Annotated in this window: 21 protein-coding genes and 2 pseudogenes; 8 read left to right on the forward strand and 15 right to left on the reverse strand. The window is 63.9% G+C overall.

The window, feature by feature from the left end; translation table 11 throughout:
- Positions 1 to 23: 23 nt before the first annotated feature.
- On the reverse strand, positions 24 to 1,367 hold the full coding sequence (locus tag ABNG04_RS10525; protein WP_371162377.1) for an alkaline phosphatase family protein: 1,344 nt from the start codon (positions 1,365 to 1,367) through the stop codon (positions 24 to 26).
- A gap of 134 nt (positions 1,368 to 1,501) precedes the next feature.
- Here ABNG04_RS10525 and ABNG04_RS10530 point away from each other — a divergent pair, with 134 nt between their 5' ends.
- On the forward strand, positions 1,502 to 2,473 hold the full coding sequence (locus ABNG04_RS10530; RefSeq protein ID WP_371162378.1) for a phosphoadenosine phosphosulfate reductase family protein: 972 nt from the start codon (positions 1,502 to 1,504) through the stop codon (positions 2,471 to 2,473).
- 35 nt (positions 2,474 to 2,508) lie between these two features.
- Here the strand turns inward: ABNG04_RS10530 and ABNG04_RS10535 are convergent, their stop codons facing one another.
- Positions 2,509 to 3,762, reverse strand: a complete 1,254-nt coding sequence (locus ABNG04_RS10535) for a saccharopine dehydrogenase family protein (RefSeq protein WP_371162379.1) — start codon at positions 3,760 to 3,762, stop codon at positions 2,509 to 2,511.
- 144 nt (positions 3,763 to 3,906) lie between these two features.
- On the opposite strand from ABNG04_RS10535, the gene ABNG04_RS10540 reads away from it, so the two are divergent.
- Together ABNG04_RS10540 and ABNG04_RS10545 are read left to right on the forward strand one after the other, a co-directional pair.
- Positions 3,907 to 4,170: a hypothetical protein gene (locus tag ABNG04_RS10540; protein WP_371162380.1), complete on the forward strand. Its 264-nt coding sequence runs from the start codon at positions 3,907 to 3,909 to the stop codon at positions 4,168 to 4,170.
- Complete coding sequence (locus ABNG04_RS10545) at positions 4,163 to 4,372, forward strand: hypothetical protein (protein ID WP_371162381.1); 210 nt, start codon at positions 4,163 to 4,165, stop codon at positions 4,370 to 4,372. Before ABNG04_RS10540 ends, ABNG04_RS10545 begins: the two co-directional genes overlap by 8 nt.
- Before the next feature lie 44 nt (positions 4,373 to 4,416).
- On the opposite strand, the gene ABNG04_RS10550 is transcribed toward ABNG04_RS10545, so the two are convergent.
- The 4 genes from ABNG04_RS10550 to ABNG04_RS10565 all read right to left on the reverse strand — a co-directional run bounded on the left by ABNG04_RS10550 (position 4,417) and on the right by ABNG04_RS10565 (position 7,880).
- Positions 4,417 to 5,328 (reverse strand): NAD-dependent epimerase/dehydratase family protein, encoded by a 912-nt coding sequence (locus ABNG04_RS10550; RefSeq protein ID WP_371162382.1) that lies wholly within the window; start codon positions 5,326 to 5,328, stop codon positions 4,417 to 4,419.
- Positions 5,329 to 5,418: 90 nt separating this feature from the next.
- Complete coding sequence (locus ABNG04_RS10555) at positions 5,419 to 6,315, reverse strand: DUF4097 family beta strand repeat-containing protein (RefSeq protein WP_371162383.1); 897 nt, start codon at positions 6,313 to 6,315, stop codon at positions 5,419 to 5,421.
- Positions 6,308 to 6,991, reverse strand: coding sequence for a sensor domain-containing protein (locus ABNG04_RS10560; protein WP_371162384.1), 684 nt, complete (start codon positions 6,989 to 6,991; stop codon positions 6,308 to 6,310). The genes ABNG04_RS10555 and ABNG04_RS10560 overlap by 8 nt, the downstream gene beginning before the upstream one ends.
- Before the next feature lie 130 nt (positions 6,992 to 7,121).
- The gene (locus ABNG04_RS10565; protein WP_371162385.1) at positions 7,122 to 7,880 is read right to left on the reverse strand and encodes a sensor domain-containing protein; all 759 of its coding nucleotides are present in this window, start codon (positions 7,878 to 7,880) and stop codon (positions 7,122 to 7,124) included.
- Positions 7,881 to 8,040: 160 nt separating this feature from the next.
- Here ABNG04_RS10565 and ABNG04_RS10570 point away from each other — a divergent pair, with 160 nt between their 5' ends.
- From ABNG04_RS10570 to ABNG04_RS10580, 3 genes are read left to right on the forward strand one after another with little or no spacing between them, the layout of a single operon-like run.
- A complete protein-coding gene (locus tag ABNG04_RS10570) occupies positions 8,041 to 8,397 on the forward strand; it encodes an ArsR/SmtB family transcription factor (protein WP_371162386.1) in 357 nt (118 codons plus the stop codon).
- On the forward strand, positions 8,394 to 8,777 hold the full coding sequence (locus ABNG04_RS10575; protein ID WP_371162387.1) for a hypothetical protein: 384 nt from the start codon (positions 8,394 to 8,396) through the stop codon (positions 8,775 to 8,777). The genes ABNG04_RS10570 and ABNG04_RS10575 overlap by 4 nt, the downstream gene beginning before the upstream one ends.
- A complete protein-coding gene (locus ABNG04_RS10580; protein WP_371162388.1) occupies positions 8,774 to 9,046 on the forward strand; it encodes a DUF7521 family protein in 273 nt (90 codons plus the stop codon). Before ABNG04_RS10575 ends, ABNG04_RS10580 begins: the two co-directional genes overlap by 4 nt.
- Before the next feature lie 61 nt (positions 9,047 to 9,107).
- Here ABNG04_RS10580 and ABNG04_RS10585 read toward each other — a convergent pair.
- From ABNG04_RS10585 to ABNG04_RS10625, 9 genes and pseudogenes are all read right to left on the reverse strand, one after another.
- Positions 9,108 to 9,545: pseudogene (locus tag ABNG04_RS10585) on the reverse strand (hypothetical protein); the annotation flags it as partial.
- Between the two features lie 29 nt (positions 9,546 to 9,574).
- Positions 9,575 to 9,652 (reverse strand): annotated as a pseudogene (locus tag ABNG04_RS10590) (UDP-glucose/GDP-mannose dehydrogenase family protein); the annotation flags it as partial.
- A gap of 308 nt (positions 9,653 to 9,960) precedes the next feature.
- Positions 9,961 to 11,424: a lipopolysaccharide biosynthesis protein gene (locus ABNG04_RS10595; RefSeq protein WP_371162390.1), complete on the reverse strand. Its 1,464-nt coding sequence runs from the start codon at positions 11,422 to 11,424 to the stop codon at positions 9,961 to 9,963.
- A gap of 3 nt (positions 11,425 to 11,427) precedes the next feature.
- Positions 11,428 to 12,561, reverse strand: a complete 1,134-nt coding sequence (locus tag ABNG04_RS10600) for a sulfatase-like hydrolase/transferase (RefSeq protein WP_371162391.1) — start codon at positions 12,559 to 12,561, stop codon at positions 11,428 to 11,430.
- Between the two features lie 4 nt (positions 12,562 to 12,565).
- The gene (locus tag ABNG04_RS10605; protein ID WP_371162392.1) at positions 12,566 to 13,315 is read right to left on the reverse strand and encodes an alkaline phosphatase family protein; all 750 of its coding nucleotides are present in this window, start codon (positions 13,313 to 13,315) and stop codon (positions 12,566 to 12,568) included.
- A gap of 206 nt (positions 13,316 to 13,521) precedes the next feature.
- Positions 13,522 to 14,478, reverse strand: coding sequence for a hypothetical protein (locus ABNG04_RS10610; protein WP_371162393.1), 957 nt, complete (start codon positions 14,476 to 14,478; stop codon positions 13,522 to 13,524).
- A complete protein-coding gene (locus ABNG04_RS10615) occupies positions 14,479 to 15,243 on the reverse strand; it encodes a hypothetical protein (RefSeq protein WP_371162394.1) in 765 nt (254 codons plus the stop codon).
- A 248-nt stretch (positions 15,244 to 15,491) separates the two neighbouring features.
- On the reverse strand, positions 15,492 to 16,718 hold the full coding sequence (locus ABNG04_RS10620) for a glycosyltransferase (RefSeq protein ID WP_371162395.1): 1,227 nt from the start codon (positions 16,716 to 16,718) through the stop codon (positions 15,492 to 15,494).
- Positions 16,715 to 17,857: a glycosyltransferase gene (locus ABNG04_RS10625; RefSeq protein ID WP_371162396.1), complete on the reverse strand. Its 1,143-nt coding sequence runs from the start codon at positions 17,855 to 17,857 to the stop codon at positions 16,715 to 16,717. The genes ABNG04_RS10620 and ABNG04_RS10625 overlap by 4 nt, the downstream gene beginning before the upstream one ends.
- A gap of 124 nt (positions 17,858 to 17,981) precedes the next feature.
- Between ABNG04_RS10625 and ABNG04_RS10630 the strand changes: the two genes are divergently transcribed.
- On the forward strand, positions 17,982 to 21,125 hold the full coding sequence (locus ABNG04_RS10630; RefSeq protein ID WP_371162397.1) for an oligosaccharyl transferase, archaeosortase A system-associated: 3,144 nt from the start codon (positions 17,982 to 17,984) through the stop codon (positions 21,123 to 21,125).
- A gap of 57 nt (positions 21,126 to 21,182) precedes the next feature.
- Positions 21,183 to 22,127 (forward strand): DUF368 domain-containing protein, encoded by a 945-nt coding sequence (locus ABNG04_RS10635; RefSeq protein ID WP_371162398.1) that lies wholly within the window; start codon positions 21,183 to 21,185, stop codon positions 22,125 to 22,127.
- Positions 22,128 to 22,159: the final 32 nt, after the last annotated feature.

Consider the following 22,159-nt stretch of genomic DNA (forward strand, 5'->3'; position numbering starts at 1 on the left):
AAGAGGAAGACTGCCCCGCCGCGTCAGGCCAGCAGGCTCTCGCCGTCGAACTCGGCGTCGGCGTCGACGTCGAGCAGGTCGAGGATAGTTGGCGTCACGTCGAAGAGGTTCGCGTCGGTCAGGTCGAGGTCGGGATCGGTCGCGTACAGCAGCGAGTTCTCGAACTTGTGCATCCCGTTGCGCGGCCCCTCGGTGAATACGGCCTCCTTGCCCGAGAAGCCGGACTTGAGGTCGAAGCCGTCGGTCGGGATGACGACGAGGTCGGGCGCGATGCCGTCGTGCGCGCCGTCGAAAGCGTCCTCGCCCTTCACGATCCGCCGGCAGACCTGCTGCCCGTCGGGACCGGTGAGCGATTCGAGGTCGTCGATGAGCGCCTCGCGGGTCGCCTCGTACTCGTCTTCTGGGACGACGCCGTTCGGCTCGCGGCCCTCTAGGTTGAGGTAGAACCGGCCGGGGATGAGCGAGTACGCGCGCGTCTCGTCGTCGATGTCGGTCAGCGAATCGTGGTCCTCGTCCTCGTAGGAGAGCCACCCCTCGTCGGCGAGGAACTGGTTACAGTTCACTTCCCACTCCAGTCGGGTGAAGCCGTGATCGGAGGCGACGACCAGCGTGGTGTCGTCGTCGAGCGAGTCGCGGATCGCGCCGATGTACTCGTCGAGCGTGCGGTAGAACTCGAGGAACTCCTCGGCGTACTCGCCGTCCGTCGCGTAGTCGCCGAAGAGGAAGTGGTTCACGCGGTCGGTGCTCATGAAGACGCCGAAGAAGAGGTCCCAGTCGTCCTCGACGAGGTAGTGGGAGAACGCCTCGTACCGGGCGTCGAGGGTGGCGTGCGCGTTCTCGAGGAACTCCGTCTTGTCGTCGTCGTGGCCGAGCTTGGCGTTGACGTCGATGCGGTAGTCGAAGCCGTCGAGCGTCTCGCGGAGCGACTCGTCGCTCGTCGCGGACTCCAGATCGGGCGAGAGGAACCCGGAGGCCATCCGCTGGACCCGCGTCGACGGCGGGAAGGTGACGGGGACGTTGAGGACGGTCGCGTCGCGGCCGGCGTCGGTGACGCGGTCCCACAGCCGGGTCGCCTTCACGTGTCGCCCGAGCGGGACGTACGTCTCGTAGGAGTTGACCTCGCGGTCCTGGAAGCCGTACACGCCCGTCTCGCCGGGGTTCACGCCGGTCGTGAGGCTCGGCCAGCAGGCGCTCGACTCCGGCGGCACGATGCTCTCTAACCGCCCGCCGGAGCCGGTCTCGGCGATGTCGGTCAGGTTCTCGAAGACCGCTGGGTGGTCCTCGACGAGGTCGAGCGGTACGCCGTCGATGCCGAGGAAGACGACGCGCTCGTCGTCCTCGCCGCGAAGCCGATCGAACAGACCCATGGTCGACGGTTCCGGGGCGGTCGTCATATCCCTTGTGTTCCGCGGAATCGCCAGGGGACGGCCGCAGCGAACGCGACCGCGACGCGGGCGCGATTCAGAAGGCCTATTTCCCTTCGCGGCAACATACCCGGCGTATGAGCGACGAGTTCCCGGCGAGCGTCGACGTCGACTACACTGATGGCGAGGGAGAGACCCCGGACGACTACCCCTCGATCCAGCACAAGATCGAGAAGGCGGTCGAGGTCACGCGCCGCGGCCTCGAACAGTACGATAACCCCGCGGTGATGTGGACCGGCGGGAAAGACTCCACGCTGACGCTGTACTTCATCAACCAGGTCGCCGAGGAGTACGGCTACGAGAAGCCGACCGCCGTCTTCATCGACCACTTCCAGCACTTCGACTCGATCACCGACTTCGTCGAGCACTGGGCCGACGAGTGGGCGATCGACCTCGTGTACGCCCGCAACGAGGACGTCGGCGACTACGTCGCGGAACACGGCCTCGAACCCGGCGACGACATCCCCGTCGACGCGCTCTCGGAACACAACCAGCACCACATCCGCGAGATCCTCGAGTTCGAGGAGGACTCGTTCCCGTTCCTGCTCGACACCTACGTCGGCAACCACCTGCTGAAGACGGTCGCGCTCAACGACGCCCTCGAAGAGTACGACATCGACGGCGTCATCTCTGGCGTCCGCTGGGACGAGCAGGAGGCGCGCGCCGACGAGACGTTCTTCTCGCCGCGCCACGACCCCGACCTCTTCCCGCCGCACGACCGCATCCAGCCCATCCTCCAGTTCGCCGAGGCGGACGTGTGGGAGGCCTTCTGGAACTTCGTCGTCCCGGACACCGTCGAGGCGTTCCCCGACGAGGGGTACATCCCGCAGGCCGACGACGACCTGCCCGAGGGCGTCACCCAAGAAGACGTCCCGATCTCGCCGAAGTACTTCGCCGGGTTCCGCTCGCTCGGCAGCGAGGTCTCGACCGAGAAGACGACCGAGGAGCCCGCCTGGCTCCAGAACCTCGAGGGCACGACCGAGCGCGCCGGCCGCGCCCAGGACAAAGAGGACCTGATGGAGCGTCTGCGCGACCTCGGCTACATGTGATCGACGGGCGGGAAGGAACCGCCTGACAGTCTCTTTTACGCCTCGCCGACGTCTGCCGTGAAGCCGACCTCCCGGAGCCGGTCCGCGAGCGGCAGACCGATCCCCGACGCCGGCGTCAACACGCCGCCGTCGAACGGGGAGTCGACGTCGCCGCGCGCCAGACAGACGGCCGACTCGCCGAGCATCCGCGCCGTCGCCCCGTAGCCGGGGTCGCGGTCGGTCCCGAACTCGGCCTCAACCGTGAAGGACCCGTCTGCGCCCGTCCCGCGGCCCAGCACGCGGATCAGGAAGCTCCCCGCTTCCGCCTCCTCCCGCGTCGGTCCCTCGCCGGGATCGGGGAAAACGTAGCGTCGGAGCGCGTCCCGTACCGGCCCGACCGACATGGCCGCGGAGAACAGCCCAAGCCCGCCCGCGACGGCGCTCGCGGTCGCCGCGCCGATCGGCCCAGAACTAGTCGGCACGACCTCACCGCACTTGAACTCGCGTCCCCACGGGTAGCCGAGCAGGGCGTTGCTCCGACGGACCACCCGCTCGTTCACCGGCGCCATCGGCGACGGGGCGGTCCACTCGTCGCGGAGGGGGTCGCGCCGCGGCCAGCGCTGTTCGCCGGGGTCGACGCCGCTCCGCTCGCCGCGGGGGGCCAGCGAGTAGGGGTTGCGGAGCGCCTCGCGGGCGAGCGGGTCGGTCGCGGCCGCCTCGAACAGCTCGCCGAAGCTCGCCAGCGTGCCGCCGCTGACGCTGCCGCTGCCGCCGTCGAGGTAGATCCGGACCGCCTCGCAGGGTTCGCCGTACGTCTCCGCCGCGAACGACTGGACGAGCAGCGTCCCGAGGTCCGCCGGCACGGAGTCGAAACCGCAGCTGTGGACGATCCGGGCGTCGTTCTCGACGGCCGTCTCGTGGAAGCGGTCGACCGTCTCGCGCACCCAGTTCACCTCGCCGGTGAGGTCACAGTAGTCCGTGCCGGCTTCGACGCAGGCCTCGACTAGCGGCGTGCCGTAGGCCGTGTACGGGCCGACCGTCGTACAGACAACCCGGGTGTCGCGGGCGATGTCCCGCAGGCTCTCTGGGTCGGTCGCGTCGCCCACGACGACAGGTACGTCCTCCCACCCGTCGCTCCGTCGGGTGAGGTCGTCGACGAGCGCGTCGAGCTTCTCCCGGTTCCGCCCGCCGACGGCGAGCGAGAGATCCGCGGGCCCGTACCGCTCTGTGAGGTACTCGGCGGTGAAGCGCCCGGCGACCCCGGTCGCGCCCCACACCACCACGTCGTGCGTCCGATCCGTGTCGGTCATTCGTGCGTCCGTACGAGCCGCCCGCCTAAACCCGCAGGGGTACGTGTCGTCGGGATGAATCGGGAGCGGGAGATGACGCGGGAGGCGAGGTGAGCGTCTCTCGGGACGCGCTACCTCTTTACATTGGCAGCCGCAACGGACGGTATGGCCGTTGGTACTCGGTTATCACTACAGCTCGCCGACTTTGGCACCCGATCGCTTGTCACGCACGCGCTCATGGCGCTGGGGTTCGTCGGTGCGATCGTCACGGGACTGTTCGTCGAGGGACAGCTCGGCACCGTCTCGATGGCGGCGTTCATCAACTTCACCGCCGGCCTGTGGATCAGCCAGTCGATCCACTCGCTCGGCAACGCCGCCACCGAGGAGGACTATCAGGGTGTGCTCAAGGAGATATTAAATCGTGTCTAGCGAGCCCGGCATCGACACGGGCCGCTTCGGGCGAACGCTCGTGCTCATCGGCTTCGTCACGACCGTTTTCCTGTTTCTGATCGCCGAGCGCCTCTCCGGCGACACGTTCCGGATCGGCGCGATCGCGATCGGGACGGTCGCGCTGATCACTGCGATCACCGGGTTCCTCATCGCCGCCGGTAGCGCGGTGGACGCCACCTAACGCCGGTCGGCTCGCCGGGGATGAGTCGTCGACCGGACTGACGCCTACTTGTACGACTCGCACACCATCTCGACGCCCTCCTCGAAGCTGATTTCGGGCTCCCAGCCGGTCGCCTCGTGGAACGCCGAGTAGTCGGCCATCGTGTCGTGGACGTAGCCGTCGAACGGGCATTCGATGTACTCTGGGTCGACGTCCGTGCCGAGCGCGTCGTTGATCATGCCGACCATCTCGTTGAACGTGTACGCCTCTTGGGTCCCGACGTTGTACACGCCCGTCAGCGCCTCGTCGGCGGCGAGCTCGCAGGCGCGCGCCACGTCCGAGACGTGCGTGAAGTCGCGCGTCTGGCTGCCGTCGCCGAACAGCTCCGGCGCCTCGCCGTTCGCGATAGCGTCCGCGAACTGCGCGACCGTGTTCGCGTACTCGCCTTTGTGCTCCTCGTTGCCGCCGAAGCCCTGGTACACCGAGAAGAAGCGGAGCCCCGCCACGTTCATGTCGTGGTGGTTGGCGAAGTACTCGGCGTAGTGCTCGCGTGCCAGCTTCGACGCCTCGTAGGCCGTGTGCGCCTCGACGTCCATGTCGACGGGCGAGGGTTCGGTGCGGCTCCCGTAGATGGAGGAGGTGGAGGCGTAGACGACCGTTTCACAGCCGGCCTTCCGGGCACGCTCGACCGCGTTGACGAACCCCTCGACGTTGACGCGGCAGCCGCGCTGGGGGTCGTTCTCGTGCATGTTCCGCGAGGAGAGCGCGGCGAGGTGGAAGACGACGTCGACATTGACCGGGAAGTCGTCGTCGACGACCGAGGTCTCGACGAATTCGACGGCGTCGTCGAGGTTCTCGGCCGCGCCGAGGTAGAGGTCGTCGACCGCAATCACGTCGTTGTCGACCGCGAGGCGGTTCGCGAGGTTCGAGCCGATGAACCCCGCCCCGCCGGTGACGAGGACGCGCTTGTCTTCCATGGTCGCGTGTCCTCAGGGACGACAATTCAGCGCTTCGGTTTCGCGCGGGAGCGGGGGGTCGTCACCGTCGGTAACGGCGACACCGTCGGCTCACGCCCGGATCGTGACGTCGCCGTCCCGCGTCCGGGCCGTCATCGCCGCGTCGCCACCGTTGACGGTCGCCCGAAGCCGAGACTCCGTCCGCTCGCGAACGTTGAACGCGGAGCCGCCACCGGAGACCGCAAACTCCCCGTCGTCGGTGCGCGCGGTGAGCGCCGCGCTCAGGTCGTCGCCCAGTCGGAGCAGGAGGTCGCCGTCGGTCGACGCGACGACCGCGTCCGACGCCGCGGCGGGCACGTCCGCGACGACGTCGCCGTCCCGGGTCCGCAACGCGTCGACCCGACCGGGGTTCTGGACGCGGATATCGCCGTCGACGGTCGTCGCCGAGACCGTTCCCTCAGTTCCGTCGACGAGAACGTCTCCGTCGCGGGACTCGGCGCGCACGTCGCCGCGGGCGTCGGAGACCGACACGTCGCCGTCGGTCGTTGTAAGCGTCGCGCCGTCCGGGACCGACTCCGCCCGCACGTCGCCGTCGACGGTGCGGAGCTCGTCGACCGCGAGGCTCGGCGGCGCGTGAACCTCGATGTCGATCCGCCCGCCGCCGAGCCCGACGACCTGCGGCTCGTCCGTCGTCACTTCGAGGCGGTCGTCGGCGGTCCGGACCGTCGCGTCGAGGTCGTCGAACGAGACGCCGCCGAGGGCGTGCTTCCGGACGACGACCGCGACGTCGTCGCGGGACTCCGCGCGGAACGCGACGTCGCCGGAGACGTCCGTCACGGCGAGCGTCGAGACCGACGACGGGTCGACGCTGCGGCGCTCCGTCTCGGTCCGCCGGTCGACGTCGACGACCGCACCGCAGCCGGCGAGGGCGGTCGCCAGTCCGGCGCCGGCCGCGCCGAGCAGTCGTCGCCGCGTCGTGGACTCGTCGGCGTCCGGGCGCTCACCCATCGGTCGCCTCCGCGGACCGCGTCGCGCCGCCGAGCAGCGCGTCGGTGAGGAACCCGCCGAAGCGGGCGAGTCCGTTGCTCACGTGGAGCGACACGAGGACGAGGAGGACGCCGAGGCCGGCCCCGGCGACCGCCTCGCGCAGCGTGTCGACCGCGTACGTGCCGATCGTGTAGGTGACGCCGGGGGCGTCGTAGAGCGCCGGCGCGGCGAGGAGCGTTGCCGACACCGCGAACGCGGTGACGAGCGCGGTGAACGCGACGATGCCGTAGACGAACTTGAGCCCGACGAGAAGCAGCCCGGTCCACGTCGTCGGCGCGGTGAGGACCCGCTTCGTCGTGCCGATCGCCTCCTCGACCGACCCGAAGGCGAGTTCGACCTCTCCGGTGTCACAGTCGACCTCGACGTCGAGGAGGTAGTCGGCGAGCCGGCGCTCGAAGGAGCCGATTCCGAGCGTCACGAGCAGCGTCGCGAGGACGATCGGGACGCCCGCGAGCGTGACGAGGAGCCCGAGCCCCGTCGAGAGGCCGGTCGTGACGACGGTGAAGTAAGCGATGCCCAGCGGGAACGCCAGTAGCAGGTACGCTAGGTTGCGGTACGTCTGCGCGTCGAACGGCACACCGACGAAGCGCGCGAGCGCCTCGCCCGGCGAGCGTGGGGACCAGCTGTGGTCACTCATGCTGTACTTTCCGCTTGTCGCCGAGTTCACATATAAAGAATTGAGCGCTGCTGAGCCGGCAACGCCACCCAAAATATAAATACGATATTTTTCCACCGGGCAGTTGGTCCGTGCGACGACCGGCGACGGGTCAGTCGTCGGCCACCGAGGGGATGTCCGTCCCCAGCGTGAGTTCGGCCCACCGCGCGCAGAGCCAGCCGGCGGCGGACAGGACGTTGAGGCCGAGGAGGAAGACTCCGACCCCGAGAAGCGACATGAGGAGCGCGCCCGGCAGCGTCGATACCTCCCACGACGTGAGCCGGACGATGAACGAGACGCCGACTTCGAACTGCTCCCACGGGACGACGAGCGAGAGCTCTCGACGGATCGGTTCCGGGAGGATGAGCCCGACGGTCGCGCCCGGCGTATCGTAGTACAGCGGCGTCGCCAACAGCGACCCGCCGACGCTGAGCACGACCGTGAGCAGCGTGAAGCCGGCGACGCCGACGACCAGTTTCGAGAGGACGAAGACGAGCGCGCCCCAGACGGCGAGGTCGGTCACCACCGCCAGGATCCGGTCGGCGACGCCCGACGCCTCCGTTACCTTCCACGACGGGGCGTCGACGTCGGCCCCGAGGAGCCGCCGGGCGAGGACGCGCTCACCGACCGACACCAACACCACGCCGCCCAGCGTCGCCGCGAGGATCGGGACGCCGACGAGAAGTACGGAGAGGCTGAGACCGAGCGACAGCCCGACCACGGTACAGACAAAGTACGCGATTCCGAGGGGGAACGAGAGGGCCAAGTACACGGCGGCTGCGTAGGTTCGAACCCGAAACGGGGTTCGCAGCGCCGCTGCGGCGACGCGTCGACTCGCGGGGGGGTTCGAGAGCGCGTCCGAGAGGGCCATTCCCTGCGTGAACCGTCGGTCAGCAGCCGTAAGAAATCTCGGTCTCGTCAGTGACCCGAGCGGTTCACGCGTCGCGGGTCCGCGCGGCGAGGCGGAACGAATACGATCGGACGCGGCCTCGCCGGGGAAACTAAGTTTCCCGATTGCGAGGTTTAACCGAATGGCTTCGGAGCCGTCGGTCGATCCCCGGGAAGTGTACTCGCTGCTCGACGACGAGTACGCCCGGCAGATCCTCATCGAGACCTACGAGGAGACCCGGTCGGCCCGCGCGCTCAGCGAGGCATGCGACGCCTCCGAGGCGACCGTCTACCGCCGGCTCGAACGGCTCCGCGAGCAGGAGCTCGTCGAGACGGTCCAGGAGGTGGACCCGGACAGCGGGCCCCAGCAGGTGTACGCCGCGCGGCTCAACCGCGTCTCGGTGGACCTGACCGCGACCGGCTTCGAAGTGAGCGTCGACTACGTGGAAGAGACGGCCGCTGACCGACTGACGCGGCTCTACGAGGAGCTCTCCGGATGACACTCACACACGCGGCGGCGACGGCGCTCGCGACGCTCGCTTCGCCAGCGGCCAGGACGCTCAAGCGGGCCGCGGCCCCGGCGCAAGTCGATGCGGTCGGCGGGGGTGCCACTCTCGCGGCCGTCACGGTCGCCGCGTTCTTCCTCTCGGTGCTGCTCGCGGTGTACGTCACTTACCGCTTCGCGCGCGGCTACCTGCGCACGCGTCGTCGTCCGTTGCTGTTCCTGACGCTCGGGCTCCTGCTCTTGGCCCCGCTCCCGATGTTCCTCCGGCTGGCGTTCGGCAACGTCGCGTGGGTGACGGCCACCGAGCGGACCGTGGTCGTGACCGCGAGCAAGCTCTGCGGGCTCCTGCTCGTCCTCGGGGTGGTCCACCGGTGACGCTCTCGCTCGTGGCGACCGCCGGCGGCGTCGCGACCGCCTGCCTCGGGGCGTACGTCTCGTACCTCGCCTACGACGGGAGTCGCCGGAACGGGAGTCGGACGATGCTGCTGTTGGCCGTCGGCGTCGCCTGTATCGCGGTGGTGCCGTACGTCGTCGCGTACGGCGTGACGCCGCTGTTCGGGCTCTCCGACGCCGCGACCGTCTTCGGCGTCACGATGGCGCACCTCGTCGGGCTCGGCGCGCTGGCGCGGTCGGTGACCGACTGATCCCGGCCGGGACCGGCGGCCCTCGTTTCGACCCCGTAGACGTCGCCGGGCCGACGAGCGGTCAGTCGGGATCGATTATCGCGTCCCGGACCGCGGGGTACGCCTCCAGCTTGGCGCCGCCGATCAGCGCGTAGAGGTACGCCTCCAGCCGTTCACGCCACATCGGCTCGTCGCGGCCGCCGCCGAAGCCACCCTCCGCGACCTGGAGGTCCTCGACGGCGCGCCCGATCTGCGTGATCAAGAGCGGGCTGGGATCGGATCCGACGACCGACCGGTATGTCGCCTGCGCCCGGCGCTTCGCGGCGAGGGCGTATCCCGAGTCGAACCCCTCGTCGTCGGGGTCGACGACGAGCCGGTCGACCGCGATGGCGTGGGCCCGACGGCGAGCCAGCCCGATCGAGAGTCCGACGACCCGCAGGGTGAGCAGGTCCGCGTCGATCGGGGTCCGCCACGGCACGGGCGCGCTCGCCCCGAAACACCACCGCGCCAGCCGCGAGTGGGCGAACTCCCACGGTCCGTACTCGTCGACATCGGGGTCGCCATTACGTCGAACTCCGCGTCGAGCGCGGCGAACTCGTCCCAGTCGGTGACGACGACCGCCCCGTCGCCATTTTGACACCGAGGTCTCTCCGTGCTGAATAGTGACTACGGCATCAATGCGGTATTAGAAGTCTTTGTGAATCTGTCAATGGGTAGACCACAACACGGCCGAGACGTGTCTCCAGGCAATGATACATACATATGTTTAAATTGATAATATAACTATCAATATACTAACGTTATACGCAGTAATTGGGTCCGTGATGGCCTCTGCGGGGCGCGTAATTTGTCGAAGGGTCTACTGCGAACCTAGCTATCATCGTACAAGCACATCCGAAAAAATTCCAACAGGATGTGTTACTGGTACTCAGAAATCACGCGATTCGCTTCACGATCCGCCGGATAACAGGAAATAAAACATTACTGATCGTGAGTCGAAAGTGTGGGCTGAGGACGGATAGTGTACTGAAATAGACCGTAGCGCCGAAACCGACAAGCCCGATAACCGGAAGCCACCACGACAACGCGACTAAGCGCATAGTTGTAGTAATCGCAACGTACATTACTACTGCGCTTCCGAGCTGTGCCCACACCGGTCGGGGAATGATAATGCCGCCCAGATGTTTCCTACTTACGTACTGATAAGCAAATAGTAATACTATTTCAACAGATAGGGTCGCCACAATGATACCCAGCAGGCCGTTCCAGTAGTAGCCAAGCACACCAGCGAGGGGCAGGTGTATGAGAAGAGCCACTACTCGGAGCCAGAAGACAAACTGCGGCCGATCAGAGCTTTCAAGCGCCGTCGCGAAAGGGTCCTGGTAAATGTAGAAGATGAAGAAGCCAGCCACACCGACAAGTGCTACTCCACCAGCGCCGAAGTCCGACCCAAAAAAGGTACGCATCAGTGCTGCTGGCATCGCCAGCGCACCGAAGAACATCGGGAGAATAAGCAGCCCGGAGTAGGCGACCGTATTTACTACGTCTTCTCTTATCTCTTGGCCGAGAGAGGTGAGACCGCTCACTTTCACACCGAGTGCGTTTGAGATGCTCCCGGAGAGCTGTTGGGCTGGAGTGACAATCCGGAGCGCTGTCTCGTAGAACCCCACCGCCGCATCACCTGCGAAGAATCCGATTAGAATCACGTCAGCACGCTTGTAGAAATCCTCGACAACCGCGGTCGGCACTGAGTAACGCGCAAATATATAAACGTCCTGAGCAGTACCACCGACCCTCTCAACACCGGGCCGAACACCCGCGGCGATGAATACTCCGAACGCGGCAATGAGCGTCCCACTGGCAAGCCCCGCGAGCAGGCCGAATGCCTCGTAGCCCGCGAACAGCAGGGGGAGCTGGAATCCGATCGTAAGCACACTACGGGCCGTGTCAGCCCATAGAGAGCGACTGGGGTATCCAAGCCCAGCGTAGAAGCGATTGAGGATCTGAAAGAGTCCGACGGTGGCAAGGACGGCTACAATGGCTGCGACGACAAGCGGCGTCATCGGCAGGAACGCGGTGTATCGCGTGACGACAAGTGTGGCAGTCGCAACGATGACGACCCACACGAAGTGAAAAGCCAATCCCACGGATAGATACGGGCGAGGATCCGTATCCACCTCGCTGACGCGCTTCTTTAGTGCAACCCCAACGCCCGCATCAACACGGACGAGGAGCAGTGCTATCGCAAGCGCAAAGTAGTACTGGCCAGTTCCCGCGGGACCGAGGACACGGGCGAATAATACCACCCCAATGAACCCTAACCCGGACATCGTGAACTTTGCCGCGACAGAAGAGAGAGCCTCGCTACCTAGATCTAGATCGGCGGTGTTGTCCGCCATCCGCTATTTGTAGCCCAAAGCTTCGAGGTCGTCTTCGGGGAGTTGGTCCTTCGAGACCGGTTCTGATGCCGTGGCGGCCCACTCCTCCAGCGCATTTTCAAGATCACGATTTGTCGCTGTCTCGCCCTCAAGGGTGCGAATTCCCTCAGCGCTGGCAAAGTGCTTAGCGTTCATCGCAGCGTGGCTGCCGTTTGACGCAGCGAATGCGGTGTCTCGCGAGAGAGCACCGTCGCCGTGTTCAGCTCCAAGAAACACCGATGGAACATCAACGAGGCTGCGGACCTCACTGCTAGCAAGATCAACGGGCAGGTTCCGCCCGGCGGCCGGCACGCGTAGTATCTCGGGGCACATTGTCGCGTGGTGGCCCCACTCACCATACTCGCCGAGCAACTCGCCGTGGTCCGCGCAGAACATCACCCGCGTCTCATCGGACACCGAGTCCCAGAGATGTGCGAGGCGGTCGTCAAGCTCCTTGACCTCGCCTCGGTAGAGCTCACGTCCGAGTTCGGCGTCGGCCTCGCTTCCACGCCCGTCAAGTAGGCGGCGAGTTACCTGCTGAGCCTCCGTTCGTGAGACGGGAGCATCATCAGGGTTGTACGGGTGGTGAGGCTCCATGAAGTGGAGCCAGCCGAACCAGTTGTCGTCGGGCGCCTCCACCGCGACGCTCCGTAAAAATTCATCGATGACCTCGGCCGCGGGCCGGTAGTCACGGGAAGCCTCCTGGACTGTTCCTCGGAGGCTCTGGTAAGCGTTGTATACCCGTGAAGCGATACCGTATACAGTGCTTTGGGGCGTCATGTTCGCCGCCACACGGTCTTTTAATGAGTTTCCGTCACGATCCGGCTCAACGAACCGGTCAAAGCCAGCGTCGTAACCGTAGCGTGCGGAGAGGAAGCGATTCGTGGAGATACCCATCTTATGCCTGTGATCAAGTTTTGAGACGAAACTCTCCTCAGGTGCGACGCCGGGTTGGCCGGGATAAAGACCTCCTATAATTGACTGGAAACAGGATGGAGTTGCAGTGTTCGTCGCGAATGTGGCAGGGTGCGTGTCACCCAAGAATGATTTTGTCGCCGGCATGTATCCATAGTGGTCATATCGCAGAGAGTCTACAGTGACTAGAAGGGCGGGCTTCATACGATCACCTGTATCCCAATGCATTTAATCGTTTTTTGACGTCCGCGTCGTCTACATCGTCGTTATTCTCAGCTGGTTCAAGCGTTGGTTCGTATGTTTGATTGTCGGTCCCAGATGTTTCCACCCACGGGACCTCACGGAGAGCGCGGACCGGCACATGGCGGTAGTGTCCATAAAGGCCCCACTCGCCGAAAGCCTCGCCGTGGTCAGAGCTCAACACGACGGTCTCCGCGTCTAGATTTGAGAGAAGGAGTTCCACGTCTCCTAGCACCCACTCCAAGTTATCCCGATATGCCTGCCATGCTGATTCTCGTGTAATGCTTCCGCTTTGGAGGAGGTCCCAGACTGAGAGGTCCGCGTCACCCGGGGCCATGACATCGGTATCGGCAGTCGTGTCGAGAGAGCGATACGGCGTGTGAGGTTGCATGTAGTGAATGACGAGCCGGTCAACGTCAGCTTCCCGACCCGTTGCGATTGCTCGATCTGTCACCGGTCGGGGTGGAATTCCATTGAATTCATCGTCCCAGCCGTAACGCCACACCTCATCAAAGGTGTGGAACGCGCTAGTCTTGACTTGGAACTCGTCGCCAAAGCGCTCGGTGTGCGCGTTCGCACTCACGTAGGCGGTGTTCGCAATTTCATCTGTATAGACCGGGTCAAACGTATCGTGGAGCCACTCCCAAGAAGTTGATCCGACGGAGTAGAGCGTCGGCACTGACTCCGGTAGAAACCGGAAGCTATCCGCAACCTCCATGAGTACGTCAGGTCGGCAAGTATCAAGAAGAATCAATACGTCCCACTCGCGCTCATAAATATTTGTTCCGCCTGCGTCAACGCCAAGCGCATGACAACCTCGGCGGAGGGCGCCGCCCCAAAAATCGCAGAGCCCCGAGCGCACTCCTTGCCGGAATCCATAGGCGCTAACTTTTGAGGCGGTCTCGGTGGTCCAGTCTCGGAGTGTCATTTGTAGCCGAGTGCGGCGAGTCGTTCGTTGATGTCCATTTTATCATTCTCCTTTGTCGGTGCTTTGAGGCTGGGCTTGTAGGTTTGTTCGTCTGTCGCGCTCGTGAGGACCCACGGAACCTGCTTTAGCGCCGGTACAGGCGCGTAATCGGGGTGTCCGTAACACCACCACTCGCCCATCGCGTTTGCGTGGTCCGCAGTAATGATCACCGTCTCGGCGTCCAAATTCGAGAGGAGAATCTCCACGTCCGCTAACACCCACTCCAAGTTATCCCGATAAGCGTCCCAAAGACGCTTTCGGGAGAGGTCTCCGTCACGATATTGCTGCCACGGTCCACGATCATCTCCCGCTGCCCCGTCTTTGACCCCGAAGTTGTCCTCAGGGTCGCCCCAATCGATAGCAATATCTTGGAGCGATCGGAACGGAACGTGTGGTTGGAGGTAGTGAACAAGCAATCGGTCGGCATCTGTGTTCCGGCCCGCAGCGATCGCCCGATCAGTAACTGGACCTGGTTTTATGCCGCCAAAGTTCTCGTCCCAGCCGTAACGCCACACCTCATCCAGCAGAGCGAAGCGCTCAGGATCTAACTCTCGTGTGAACGGGTTCCCTGAAATATACGCTGTCTCTAGAGTTTTGTGCTCATCGGGATCGAAGTTCTTCGCCATCCACTCGGCTGACATTGAACCGGCCGACATGAAAGTCTCGAAGGAGGGGTCAATGAAGGCATACTCGCTCTCTTGGGCCACCTCTCGCAGGAGGTCAACACGACAAGCGTCGAGCACTATAAGAGCGTCCCAATCCCGCTCGTAGATTCGTTCCCCGTAATTCCAGTGATGGCCCAATCGGCGGAGACCGCCGACCCAGAACTCGTTGATGGACGCCAAGAGACCACGCCAAAGTCCAAGATTATTTATCCGTGCCCTTGAGTCGCGAAGCCAGTCCGTGAGCGTCATCTACGCGTACCCGAGGTCTCGCAGTCGTTTCTGTACCTTCTCGTCATCAACATGGTCATCCTCAACAGTGACTCTCGGCTCGTAAATTCCCTCGTCGATGGCCTCGAAAGTCACCCACGGAACACGTTTCATGGCTTTCAGCGGCGCTGTGGTTTGGTGGCCGTAACACCACCACTCACCCATCGCGTTAGCGTGGTCAGCAGTGATGACACAAGTACCGTCAAGATTCGATTTGAGCGTATTTACCTCGTCCATAACCCACTGGAGGTTATCGACATACGCATCCCAGATGAGTTCTTCACCAACCTCGCCGTCTCGAAGGCGGCGCCAGAGCGTTTTGAACGGTGCCTCAGCAGGATTGTCTAGGCCAACCTCAAATTTGAACCACTCGGGGTGCTCGTCCACAAGCGAGCGGAATGGGAGATGAGGTTGCATATAATGTGCAATTACTGGGCCATCATGTTCACGCGCGACAGAAATAGTCCGGTCGGTCATCGTTTCGGGTGGAACGACGCCCCACTCTGTGTCCCAGCCGTACTTCCAAACCTCGTCAAGCTTGGCCAGCGCACTCGGGTCGGGGACGTCTCGCGAGTGGGGGTTTGCCGTCACATAAGCCGTCTCTAGGAGAATGTCATCCCATCGCTCAGGGTCGAAAGTTTTGGCTATCCACTCCGGTGAGCGAGACGCAACCGAGTCCATCGTGTCTGCGTCGGGGTCAAAGCTTTTGAGCACGTCGTAGTCACCGCTTCGGGCGACCTCGCTCATCAGGTCAACCCGGCAGGCGTCGAAGACCAGCAACACGTCCCATTCGCGCTCCCAGATTGGTGTGCCATAGTTCCATACCTGTCCGACCTTACCGAGAGCGCCCGCCCAAAACTCCTGTGCCGAGGCAGCGCTCCCCGTCCGGAGCCCGTCGTGGCGAAGCCGATTGCGGCTTTCACGTACCCAGTCACCAAATGTCATTGTAAGTCACGAAATCAATAGGACTCATTATTAGCGACTCATGAGTCAACCTACTTGTGTCCATCGGACTCTTGAGTTCTACTGTGATACATTCTTTCGCGTTCTACATCCAACACCCTCACCTGAGAGTCCTCTCTGGCGCGCAAAACGGCTTCGCGCATCCCCTCTCGGAACGCAGTGGCACTGTAGCGCTGGGCATACGTCTCAATCTGCGCAGAGGACCATGCGACATCTTCACGTTCGAAGCGCATTATCGATTCGCGAATGCTCTCTGGAGTTGGGTTATGAGTGTAGCCGTTCTTACCATCCCGCACTTGGTACTTCGTGTACCCCTCCGCGACCCCGAGGACAGGTGTACCGCTGGCAAAGGCCTCAACAGGTATCATTCCGAAGTCCTCGTTCATTGCGTTGAACAGCAGGGCTTTCGTCTCACCAAGGCGACGTTTTTTTTCTTGCTCATCCATGTAGCCAACAAATGTAACGTTCTCGGGAGAGCGGGCTTGTAGCTCGTCGCGCTCTCCGCCCGCCCCGCCGACAACGAGTTCGGCGTCCAACTCGTTGAAGGCGTCAACAATGGCGTCGATACGTTTCTCGGGGATTAGCCGCGAGTACGTCAGGTAGTAGTCCGCTCGCTTACGGGGTTCGTACTCCTCAACCGAGACCGGTGGGTATACGACGCTCACCTTCTCACTTGGGACACCCCAGTAGCGCTGGACCCGTCGTGCGACGAGTTCACTGTTGGCGACGAAGCGGTCCGGGTAGTTCGTGTTGGGTAGGAACAGCGTCCTAGCGAGGAAGGCATAGAGACGGGTAATCGGACTCTCAGCGCGCTGCTGGAACAAATCGTATGGCGTGCGCGGCGTGCTATGGATGTAGTGTACGAGCGTTTGTTCATCTTCAGGGACGTACCACGACAGCTCGTTCTTCGAGAGAATGAGCGTATCGTACTCGGTTAGTTCGGGAAGTCGCTGCGCAGCCCACGCGTAGTAAAGGTCCCGAGTGAGCACGTTCCGTTTCAGGAAGGAAACGGGCGAGTCGTTGAACAGGCTCGTCGTCTCCACATCTTCGGGCAGGTAATCGTCATCTCCGAAGCCATAGTACAAAGGCGCGTCGAAGAGCCGCGCGAGCTCATTCGAAACACGTTCGGCACCACCTCGTTCAAGATAATTGCCGTGCGCAACGGCGATGCTATCAAATATCTCACTGCTACCTAAGCCCGGGTCCGCATCAGCAGTCTCGTCTACCCCTTCGTCATCTTCCGATTCTTTGCTGTTCATTCGTAAATCTCCCTGAGTTCCGCGTCCACTTCCCATGTCCCGTCTCCTTTCCCGCGGAGTAGACCGATTCCACCACGGAGAAGCGACACCTGCGTGTCGAACAGTGAGTACAACGCCTGGGCGGGACCAAGCAGGTCTCGTTGTCCAAGATACGCAAACAGCCCTACACCCAGCGGCAAGGCCAGCCCGAGGGCTCCGAATTGTGCGAGCATGCCGACCGTCCCAAGCACCAGTGTTATCGCCAGCATCCAGGGTGATGCGATCATGAACCACCAGTTGAATGGCAACACCATTTTTCCGTACTTCCCATACTTCCCGATCGCGTCGCGGTGCTGGACCAGCAGCCGGATCAGCCCCATCGCGCGTCGGTCCTTCTGTTTACGCCGCTTGACAAATTCCGAGTGGCTAGCTTCCTTGTACTTTACTGCGGGATCGAAGACCACTCGTCCGCCCTGTCGTCGGATCTTAAGTGCGAGTTCTGTGTCGTCGGCAAGCGAGTTCGGGTCGATTGGGAGCAATGCGTCGTTTTCGAACGCCGAAAACGGCCCGTGGAAGATCAGCGTCGAGTCGAGGTGCGACTCCAGCTGCTGAATATGCGACTGGACGCCGCGGTAGCTCGACTCTACCCCGCTGCCACCGAGAACCTCAACGTTGCGTCCCGTGACAGCATCCACCTCCGGATCAGCGAGGTTCGCGGCTGCCTCCCGGAGAACGTCTGCCGGGAGCTTTGAATCGCAGTCTGTCTTCACGACCATCTCACGTTCGGCGGCCTCGTAGGCCTCGTTGAGCGCGGGCGCGAGGCCGCGACGCTCGTCCTCCTCGATCAAGGTGAGATCCGGTGCTTCGAGTTCCGAGAAGTACTCGCGAATAATGTCGCGCGTGTCATCGGTAGACGAGTCGACGACGACGAGTTCAACCTTCTCCATCGGGTAATCTAGCGCCAGCAGGTCGTCAAGTTTCGTTTCGACAATTCGTGACTCGTTGTACGTCGGGAGCACGACGCTCACCGTCGGTTCATTCTCGGACTTCTCGGCCGGCGAGCCAGACGGACGCACCAGCGCGTACACTCCCAGAAACGCGAGGTACGGCGCCGCTGTAACCGTGAGCAGCGTCCCGGCAATGGTCACGAGCGGACTCATGAACGGCGCTTGACGCCTAGGGCATAAAAACCCACACGGAGAGCAGTCGAAGGAGTAAATCCTACGCCACGACGACTCAAGTATATAACAAGCCTTAAGAACGTTTTGACAGTTCTTTCCTGTAATGAGCCAGCAACAGGATTCGTCCGAGAGTACGAGTTCTTCCCCGCTCAATCTTCTTGAACGCTGGTTCCACGTCCCAGCACTCATCGGCGTGTTCGCCGTCATGCTGTGGACGCGGATCCGATCGTACGACAACTTCGTTCGTGGCGGCGAAGTATACTTCCGCGGCAACGACGCGTGGTACCATCTTCGTGAAACGACCTTCCTCTTGGAGAACTGGCCGACCACGATGTCGTTCGACCCCTGGACTGGCTTCCCATTCGGATTCAATGCTGGTCAGTTCGGAACCCTCTGGGACCACATCATGGCGGTCGGCATTTGGATCGCTGGACCCACCATGGGGAGTCCGGAGGAAGTCATGCTCGTCATGTCCCCCATCGTTGGGGCACTCGTCGCGGTGCCGACATACTTTATCGCGCACCGGTTCACCGAGCGCATTCCGGCCCTCGTCGGGGCCGTGACGCTGGCCCTGTTCTCGGGCACTTTCCTCCGATACTCACTCGTCGGGTTCCCGGATCACAGCGCGGCCGAGGTCCTCTTTCAGAGCACCGCCGTACTCGCGTTCCTCGTCGCCATCGGTGTCGCCGAGCGAGAGAAACCGGTGTGGGAGCTCGTTGTCGACGGCGATTTCAAGGCTCTGAAAGACCCGCTCGGCTTCGCCGTCGCCGCGGGCGTCGCAATCGGCCTCTACATGTGGACTTGGCAGCCCGGCGTCCTTCTCGTCGGCATTACCGGGGTTTTCCTCGCGGTAAAGATCACGAGCGATGTCTATCACGAAAAAAGTCCGGAGCCGATCGCCTTCGTCGGCGCCGTAGCCATGTCCGTTGCCGGGGTGATGCAGCTGATACCGCTCGATACGTTCTCGTTCACGCCCACCCAGTACTCGGTCCTCCAAGTGGTCCTCCCGCTTGGCGTCGCGGTCGGCGCCATCTTCCTCGCTTGGCTCGCTCGGCAGTGGGAGTCGCGCGACCTCTCTACCGACGTTTACCCGCCGGCTGTCGGTGGTGTGGGCCTCGCCGGCGCCGGCGTCGTCTCGGCAGTGATTCCATCGCTGTGGTCGACACTGACTCAGAACCTGTTGAACTTCGTCGGATTCAGCGCCACCGCGCAGTTCCGCACCATCGGCGAAGCCCAACCACCGCTCCAGAACGCGCAGTTCATCGACTTCGTCCTCTCGCAGTACGGACTCGCCTTCTTCCTCGCCCTCGCGGCGATCCTCTACATCGTCGCGCGCCCTCTCTACCGCTCCGACGATACCAACCACACGCTGTACATCCCGGCTGCGCTCGCAGTGATCGGTTCCGTCTACGCCGTCCCCCAGGCGTACGACGCGATCGGCGGCGTCGTCGGCGTCGACTGGCAGGTGATCGGCCTGCTCATCGCCGCCGCCTTCCTCGTCGGCGCGACGCTGCTCGTCGAGTACGACGCCGAGGAGCTGTACTTCGTCGTGTGGGCAGCGTTCATCGGCAGCGCTGCGTTCACGCAGACCCGCTTCAACTACTACCTCGCGGTCGCCGTCGCGGTTGGCACGGCGTACTTCCTCCAAGTCGCGCTCGACGCACTCGACCTCAGTACGCTCGACGCGGTCCGCGACATCGAGGGGTGGCAGGTGCTCACCCTCGCGGCCGTCCTCGCCGTCCTCATCGTCCCTCTCGTCGGCGTCGCCACGCCGGTCTGGCAGGCGGGCAACTCCAGTCAGCCGGGCAACGTCGTCCAGTGGGACGAGAGCCTCCAGTGGATGAACGACGAGACGCCCCAGCCGGGCGAACTCGAGGGCGCGAACAACCCGATGGAGCTGTACGGCACCTACGAGCGCCCCGCGGACGGCGACTTCGAGTACCCCGAGGGCGCGTACGGCGTCCAATCGTGGTGGGACTACGGCCACTGGATCACCACCCGCGCCGAGCGCATCCCGAACGCCAACCCGTTCCAGCAGAACGCCGGGGAAGCCGCTGATTACCTGCTCGCGCCCAGCGAGGAGGAGGCGGCCGAGGTGCTCTCGAGCCAGAGCACCGAAGGCGCGAATACCCGCTACGTGATGGTCGACTGGCAGATGGCGTCGCCGAACTCCAAGTTCAACGCGCCGGTGACATTCTACTCGGGCAACGAGACGGTACGCGATTTCAACGAACTGCTCTATCAGCGCGTCGAGGGAGCACAGGGCCAGCAGGGCGGACTCCGTCCTGCGCTCCAAGTTCGCACCCAGCGCTACCACGAGAGTCAGATGATCCGGCTTTACCAACACTACGGCAGCGCGGTCGAGCCGGACCCGGTCGTGCTCGACTACGAACGCCAGACCGCACAGACCCAGAGCGGCGAACAGATCGAGATCAAGGTCCTACCGAGCGAGGGACAGGCAGTCCGGCAGTTCGACAACCTCTCCGCGGCGCGGTCGTACGTCGAGGAAGACGGCTCCGCGCAGGTCGGCGGCGTCATGGGCGTCCCCTCCGAGCGCGTCGACGCGCTCGAACACTACCGGCTGGTCCACGCCACGCAGGCCCCCGGTCGGTCGCCGTACGCCCAGCAGGCGCAGATCCTCGCCCAGCGGTTCGGCGTCGACCTCCAGGCGACGTTCGGCGAGTCGCTGTTCGGCGCGTTCGGCGACGACTTCGTCAAGACGTTCGAACGCGTTCCCGGCGCGACCGTCGAGGGCTCGGGCGCTGCGCCCGGCCAAGAGGTCGAGGCGACCGTCGAGCTCCGGAAGCCGAACGGGCAGACGTTCGAGTACACGCAGTACGCCACCGCGGACGACGACGGGACCTTCGAGCTTACGCTCCCGTACTCGACGACGGGCTACGACGAGTTCGGGCCCGCAAACGGGTACACGAACACGAGCGTCCGCGCCACCGGGCCGTACAACGTCACCACCGCACAGACGACCGGTGACGATCTGTACACGACCCAGCGCGTCGGGCAGGTCGAGGTGACCGAGGGCCAAGTCGTCGGCGCGGACGACGCGGCGGCGACGGTCGAGCTCGAAGAGGAGGTTATCGACTGTCCCAGTGGTGACCCCGAGTGTCCGGTCGGCGACGACGGCGGCGACACGACGAACTCGACGGACGCCGGCTCGCTGGTCGGCGTCGAGCCGACCGCGACGACGAGCGAACTGACCGGAACTGCGACCGCGGTCGACGCGGCTGCCTGACGCCCGGTCCACCTGAGACCGGACCTTCATAACGGCGGCACTGTTTCTTCGGAGCAGATGGCCGGACTCCGCGAGTGGGCAATGATATACCTGAAGGGTATTGCGATGGGCAGCGCCGACGCCGTGCCGGGCGTCTCCGGCGGCACCATCGCGCTGATCGTCGGGATCTACGAGCGCCTGATCGGCGCGGTCACCACGGTCGACCCCGATCGGATCCGGCGCGTGCTCGCAGGCGTGTTGTCCAGAAGTCGAGACGACGCACGCGCCGCGTTCCGCGAGGTCGACGGTGCGTTTCTCCTCGTGTTGGGCGCCGGGATCGGGACCGCCGTGGTCACGGTGTTGAGCGGCGTGAACTACCTGCTCGGATCCCGGCCGGTCGCGACGTACGGCTTCTTTTTCGGGCTGATCGCGGCCAGTGCCGCGGTGTTGCTCGGCGACGTCGACCTCTCGACGCCGCGCCGGAAGGTGGCCGCAGTCGGCGGGTTCGCGCTCGCCTTTCTCGCATCAGGCGTCGCCGCGACGGCGCTCGGCAGCTCGCTGCCGGTCATCTTCGTGGCAGGCGCCGTCGCGGTCAGTGCGATGGTGTTGCCGGGAATCTCCGGCTCGCTGTTGCTCGTCGTGCTCGGACAGTACGAGTACATGTCTGGCGTCGTCTCTCGGTTCGTCGACGCCACCGCCGCGATCGCGCTCGGCAACGGTACAGACGCGCTCGTCGAGACGCTACCGCCGGTGGCGACGTTCCTCCTCGGTGGGGTCGTCGGCCTCTTCACGATCGCCCACACCGTCCGTTACGCGCTGGCGCGAGCGCGGGCCGCCACGCTCGCCTTCCTCGTGAGCCTGATTGTCGGGGCGCTGCGCGCGCCGCTCGTGGAGGTGTCCGTCCGGCTGGCCGAAAGCGGCGAGTCGTGGCGGGCGGCAGCGCCGCGGTTCGCGCTGGCAGCGCTCGCCGGCGCCGGACTCGTGGTCGTGTTGAACCGCTACTCTGCGGCCATTGAGTACTAACAGGCGGACTCAATCACGATCACACGATGAAT

Origin of the sequence: Halorubrum miltondacostae, assembly GCF_041379815.1 — an archaeon.
GTDB classification, from domain to species: domain Archaea; phylum Halobacteriota; class Halobacteria; order Halobacteriales; family Haloferacaceae; genus Halorubrum; species Halorubrum miltondacostae.